6 protein-coding genes are annotated in these 5,331 nt (G+C 62.7%); 2 read left to right on the top strand and 4 right to left on the bottom strand.

Annotated features, from left to right (window positions below; genetic code table 11):
• Window positions 1-127 precede the first annotated feature (127 nt).
• The gene (locus tag R4P65_RS32810; protein ID WP_317829667.1) at window positions 128-754 is read right to left on the bottom strand and encodes a dihydrofolate reductase family protein; all 627 of its coding nucleotides are present in this window, start codon (window positions 752-754) and stop codon (window positions 128-130) included.
• A gap of 142 nt (window positions 755-896) precedes the next feature.
• On the bottom strand, window positions 897-2,489 hold the full coding sequence (locus R4P65_RS32805; protein ID WP_317829666.1) for an adenylate/guanylate cyclase domain-containing protein: 1,593 nt from the start codon (window positions 2,487-2,489) through the stop codon (window positions 897-899).
• Between the two features lie 42 nt (window positions 2,490-2,531).
• On the opposite strand from R4P65_RS32805, the gene nucS reads away from it, so the two are divergent.
• Both nucS and R4P65_RS32795 read left to right on the top strand, forming a co-directional pair.
• The gene (nucS, locus tag R4P65_RS32800) at window positions 2,532-3,206 is read left to right on the top strand and encodes an endonuclease NucS (RefSeq protein WP_064444085.1); all 675 of its coding nucleotides are present in this window, start codon (window positions 2,532-2,534) and stop codon (window positions 3,204-3,206) included.
• A gap of 19 nt (window positions 3,207-3,225) precedes the next feature.
• Window positions 3,226-3,570, top strand: a complete 345-nt coding sequence (locus R4P65_RS32795) for an ATP/GTP-binding protein (RefSeq protein ID WP_317829665.1) — start codon at window positions 3,226-3,228, stop codon at window positions 3,568-3,570.
• A gap of 7 nt (window positions 3,571-3,577) precedes the next feature.
• Here the strand turns inward: R4P65_RS32795 and R4P65_RS32790 are convergent, their stop codons facing one another.
• Together R4P65_RS32790 and mce are read right to left on the bottom strand one after the other, a co-directional pair.
• Window positions 3,578-4,621, bottom strand: coding sequence for a hypothetical protein (locus R4P65_RS32790; protein ID WP_317829664.1), 1,044 nt, complete (start codon window positions 4,619-4,621; stop codon window positions 3,578-3,580).
• A 40-nt stretch (window positions 4,622-4,661) separates the two neighbouring features.
• A complete protein-coding gene (gene mce, locus R4P65_RS32785) occupies window positions 4,662-5,135 on the bottom strand; it encodes a methylmalonyl-CoA epimerase (RefSeq protein ID WP_317829663.1) in 474 nt (157 codons plus the stop codon).
• Between the last annotated feature and the right edge of the window lie 196 nt (window positions 5,136-5,331).

Below are 5,331 nucleotides of genomic sequence, written 5' to 3'. Positions count from 1 at the left end.
TTCCCACAACACCCCCGGCACCCCCGCATCGAGCCAACGGCACTTCCGTCGCCTCAGACCGACCCAACGTACCGTTCGCACCATCAGGGCGGGCGCACGACTGAGGACGACCGGCGCTTTGCCCGGATTAGTCGATTCCGTCGGCGGTGGCTGTTGCGTACTTCGGCCGGCCGGTGGGCAGATACCTCTGAATCGTCACACCCTTTGGAGTGGCTCGCGATTCGGCCAGTTCGAGTGCGATGTCCGGTCCAGAGTCGGGGAAGAGTCGAGTGCCCTGGCCTAGGACTACCGGCACGATCAGCAGGATCATCTCGTCGACGAGATCGTTCGCGAGGAGCCAACGGCACAAGTTGCCGCTACCGTGCACCTGGAGCTCACCGCCGGGTCTGGCTTTCAATTCGCCGATCGCTGTGGCGGTGTCACCGGTCAGGGCGGTCGTGTTCTTCCATTGCGGATCGGTGAGCGTCGTCGACGCAAGATACTTGGGCCGCGAATTCAATGCGCTTGCAATGGGGTTGACATCCGGATTCTCGAACGTGCCCCAGTACCCGGCGAATATCTCGTACGTGTGTCGGCCGAATAGGAAGGCGTCGGCGCGCTGATAAACCTGGACGAGGTAGGACATGGCTTCGGTGTCTACCAATGGCGCGGACCATCCGCCTCGCTCGAATCCACCGCGGCGGTCTTCGTCCGGCCCACCGAGTCCTTGCATCACTCCGTCGAGAGTGACGATGGTAAAGGTCGTGAGTTTCATAGTCGTACCCATCTCCCAGGCGTCGTCGGATTTCCGCTGTGCCGATATAGACCGTCGGGAAGCGGGAAAGTCATCGAGCGAACGTGGCGTTCGTCGCCTTGAATCGACCGAAAGTGCCGTTCGCTCGATCGGGGCTGGGAGTTCAGGGCTGAACGGGGACCGAGTCTGCCGGGCTGGTCTCGGATTCCAAGGCGTCGCACGGAATAGCGAGCTCGGTCTGTTCGAGGCGGCCACGAAGGGTGATGTTCTCGGTGATCGACCACTGGGCGGCTTCGGCGCTGTCAGCGGCGGCCACCGCCCTTCCTGATGCGGCGAGGTTACCCGGAACCGTCTTGGCGACCTCGGACAGTCGCGCTGCTTCGTTGACCGGATCACCGATGACGGTGTACTCGAATCTTTCTCGCGCACCGACGTTTCCGGCAACGGCAATACCCGCAGCGACGCCGATTCCCGCGCTCACTTCCGGAACTTCGGCACGCAGGCGCTGTTGAATCTTTCGGGCGGCGGCGAGTGCACTGCCGGCGTGATCGTCGAGTGTCGTCGGCGCTCCGAAAATCGCCAGCGCTGCGTCGCCCTCGAACTTGTTGACGAATCCGCCGTGTGCATCTACCTCGTCGACGATGACGTCGAAGAATCGATTGAGTAGAGCGACCACCGCGGTAGGGGAGTTGGTGGCCGCGATGGTGGTCGATCCGATGACGTCGACGAAGAGAACGGCAACGTCACGTTCTTCACCGCCGAGTTCGGGGTTCCGCCGAACCGCGTTTGCGGCAACCTCATGTCCGACGTGGCGCCCGAAGAGGTCGCGAATTCTCTCGCGCTCGCGTAGGCCCTCGGCCATGCGGTTGAAGCCGGTCTGCAGCAGTCCCAGTTCGGTCCCGTCGTACACGACGACGGACGCGGTGAGGTCACCACGGGTGACTTGTTCCATGCCGCGTCGCACGGACCGAATGGGGGCCGCAGCCGATCGAATGTTGATGTACGTCAGCCCGAGTCCGACGCACAGGGTGATCCCACCGATGACGAGGATGGCGATCGCGAGGGCTTGCCACGAAGCAGGCCGGATGAAGCTGAAGACCGCTACGAGCATCAAGCCAGTGACGGGGACTCCGCTTCCGAGCAGCCAGACGAGGATTGTCCGGCCGGTCAGTCCGAGAACGGCAGCCTTGCGGGGTGCTCCGGATTCGAGTGCACGCGCAGCAATCGGGCGAAGGGCGAACTCGCTGAGCAGGTAGCAGAAAGCACAGGTGGTGATACCGCTGAAGGCCACGGTGAACAGAACTTTCGGAATGGTGTCGGGGTCGACGATTCCGTACATGGTCGTGAAGGTGATGAGCGCGGCCGTCCACAGGACAGCTTGCACTCGGGTCAGTCGCCACGGCCCACGCAACGCCGCGCGTTGATTCTGCTCGGTTGGCCGGTGATCCTCGGTGGCCCACCGGAGATCCCGCATGAGGCGTTTGGTGCCCCAGAGAAGTCCGATCAGAAAGACACACCCGATGAAGACGGGCACGGCGATAAAGTTGATCCACGCGAATTCGGGGTCGATGATCTCGGGTCCGGGAACCACGAATCCGACGAGCACTATCGCCAGCACCGCTCCGATCAGGTTGGTGACCAGGAGAGGGGCGGTCAGTAGTGCCTGGACGCGGATTCGGCGGCGCCTGGGGCTTTCGTCAGTGGATCCGAGCAGCCACGACCCCAGGGGCGCACTCGGGACACGGCTTCGCTGCATAGTGTGTCGAGAGTAGTCGTAATGATCGCTTAGGGTGGTCCGGTGCGCCTAGTTATTGCTCGTTGCCGTGTCGACTACGTGGGACGCCTGACATCCCACCTCCCTACCGCAAGACGATTGCTGTTGGTCAAGGCCGACGGCTCCGTCAGCATCCACGCCGATGATCGGGCGTACAAGCCGCTCAATTGGATGAGTCCGCCGTGCTGGTTGGTCGAGACCACCGGAGACGGCGACGACGTCCTGTGGGTCGTCACCAACAAGGCAGGCGAGGAACTTCGGATCACTCTCGAAGAGGTCGAGCACGATTCCTCGTATGAACTCGGTCTCGATCCGGGTTTGATCAAGGATGGTGTCGAGGCACACCTTCAAGAACTTCTGGCGGAGCACGTCGAGACGCTCGGCCCCGGCTACACCTTGGTACGACGCGAGTACATGACGGCCATCGGGCCGGTCGACCTTCTGGTCCGTGACGCGGACGGCGCCTCGGTGGCGGTGGAAATCAAGCGTCGCGGCGAGATCGACGGCGTCGAGCAGTTGACGCGTTACCTGGAGTTGCTCAACCGCGATCCTCTGCTTGCACCGGTCACGGGAGTTTTTGCAGCGCAACAGATCAAGCCGCAGGCAAAGACTTTGGCCAACGACCGTGGGATCCGCTGCCTGGTCCTGGACTACGAGGCTTTGCGCGGCACCGAAAGCACCGAGTTCCGACTCTTCTGACGCTGTTTAGACTCGAACCATGCCGCGCCGCAAACCTTCGCCGAAGCAAACCCGTCGAACGGATACTCGGCGTACTCAGAACTCCAGCGCTGAGTCGGCGTCACCTGGCGGTGTGTTGTTCGGCGGGGCTCTGGTCCGGGAAGAGCCAGGGCCGGGCGGTGAAATGTACATGGTGCGGCCGATACCCGGTTCCAACGCGACGAAGTTCTACCGGTGCCCCGGCTGTGATCACGACATCAGGCCGGGAGTCGCACACGTGGTGACCTGGCCTTCGGAACCGGGCGGCGCGAACGAGCGTCGGCACTGGCACACCGGATGCTGGTCAGGCCGCGGAACTCGCAGCCTGACCAGACGGTGGTCTTGAGCGTCGATCAGTTCCTGGACTGGGCTCGCTGCTCGACGGCGCGGGTGTCGATCTCGGCGGTGTTGGTCTCGTCCGAGTCCTCGAGTACGTCGTCTTCGTCGATACTCGGTTCTGAGCCGACCGGATCTGCGTCGGCTTTCTTGTCTTCGATCTCGAGATCTTCCTCGGCTTCGACGATGACCGGAGCGGGCGGTGAATCGAGGAGTTCGCTCTCCCGATTGACCGATGCGAGCATGGCCGGAACCGAATCGAGTTGTCCGCGAATACCCAAGAGCTGAGCCAGGATTCGGCCACGGAGAACACGCAGTTCTTCAGTCAGTTCTTTTGCGTGTGCGATCTTGCGCTCGGACTGATCGGTGGCGGCCTGCAGTCTGCGCTGAGCTTCGTGCGACGCATCGGCGAGTCGACGCTCGGCCTCTGCCTTGCTCGACGACTCCAATTCGTTGACGGCGGCGACGACCTTGGCGCGACGCTCGGACATCGAGATGTCGAAGTCTTCGCGGATCTGAGTGCGCTTGGCCTCGGACTCGGCAGCCAGTCGATCCCGTTCGGCCTGTGCAGCTTCGACGATCCGGGCGGCTTCGGTGCGGGCCTGCGCCATGGTCTGCTCGTGCATGGTTTCCATCGCATTGCGACGGTCCTCGAGTTCGGCGATCAACGACTCGTAGTGTCCACGTAGACGGGCGCCGTCTTGTTCGGCGATGGAGGTCATCTCGGCTGCGTCGGCCTCAGCCTTCGCGCGAACCTCCGAAGCCTCGTCGGAGGCAAGGCGGAGCATGCGGCTGATGCGATCGCTCATGCCCTCCGCAGTGGTGGGCGGTACCGAGAGACGGTCGACGTCCTTGCGGAGGTCGTCGATGTCGTCGCGTGCATCGTCGAGCTGCTTGGCAAGATCACGGGCCTGCGCGGCGGCAGCATCACGATCGGCTGCGGTAACGCGCAGCTCCGCGTCGAATCGCTCGAAGTAGTTACGTACCTCGTCGCGGTCGTATCCCTTCCGTGCGATCTGGAACGGAAGTTGGATCGAACCGCGGTCCTGCTCGTATGCCATGGCGACAATCTACCTGGCATACGAGCTGGAGTCGGGTCTGCTAGTGGCTCGCGTCGGGTTCGACCAGTTCCACCAGGACGCCCCCGGCGTCCTTAGGGTGAATGAAGTTGATGCGCGAGTTGGCCGTACCGAGTCGGGGAGCGTCGTACAGCAACCGAACACCCCGCTCGCGAAGCTCGGCGGAGATGGCGTCGATGTCGGTGACTCGGTAGGCGAGCTGCTGCAGTCCAGGGCCGCTTCGGTCGATGAACTTGGCGATGGTCGAGTTCTCGTCCAGAGGCGCGAGCAGCTGAACGGCAGTGGATCCGGCGGGGGAGCCGACGACGGAGAGCATGGCCTCACGCACGCCCTGCGATTCGTTGATTTCCTCGTGGGTCGACACCATGCCCAGGTGCTGCGTGTACCACGCGATCGCAACGTCGAGATCGGGCACCGCGATTCCGACATGATCGATCGCGACGACGAGGTCGGACGACAAAGGTGCGAGTGCAGAATTGGGGGAGGTCTGTGTCATACCTTTCACGGTAGCGCTACCGTTTGAGGAGTACACGTCGGGATGTGACTTGGCTCTTAGGCCGCACGGAACCGACGACTATGTCTCTTTTGCAGCCGGAGGAAATCGTGACCAGTTCTGTGATTGTTGCGGGAGCTCGTACCCCGATGGGTCGACTCCTCGGATCGTTGAAAGACCTCTCCGGGTCCGACCTCGG

Origin of the sequence: Rhodococcus sp. IEGM 1318 (genome assembly GCF_033142465.1) — a bacterium.
Taxonomy (GTDB): Bacteria; Actinomycetota; Actinomycetes; order Mycobacteriales; family Mycobacteriaceae; genus Rhodococcus_F; species Rhodococcus_F qingshengii_B.
Note: the sequence above shows the minus strand (reverse complement) of the source record. Positions and strands in the feature narration are given on the sequence as shown.

What these genes read in the sequence shown, in the direction of transcription:
- R4P65_RS32790 (WP_317829664.1), bottom strand. Translation starts at nt 4,621, where the DNA reads ATGGCATACGAGCAGGACCGCGGTTCGATCCAACTTCCGTTCCAGATC.
- mce (WP_317829663.1), bottom strand. Translation starts at nt 5,135, where the DNA reads ATGACACAGACCTCCCCCAATTCTGCACTCGCACCTTTGTCGTCCGAC.
- R4P65_RS32810 (WP_317829667.1), bottom strand. Translation starts at nt 754, where the DNA reads ATGAAACTCACGACCTTTACCATCGTCACTCTCGACGGAGTGATGCAA.
- R4P65_RS32795 (WP_317829665.1), top strand. Translation starts at nt 3,226, where the DNA reads ATGCCGCGCCGCAAACCTTCGCCGAAGCAAACCCGTCGAACGGATACT.
- R4P65_RS32805 (WP_317829666.1), bottom strand. Translation starts at nt 2,489, where the DNA reads ATGCAGCGAAGCCGTGTCCCGAGTGCGCCCCTGGGGTCGTGGCTGCTC.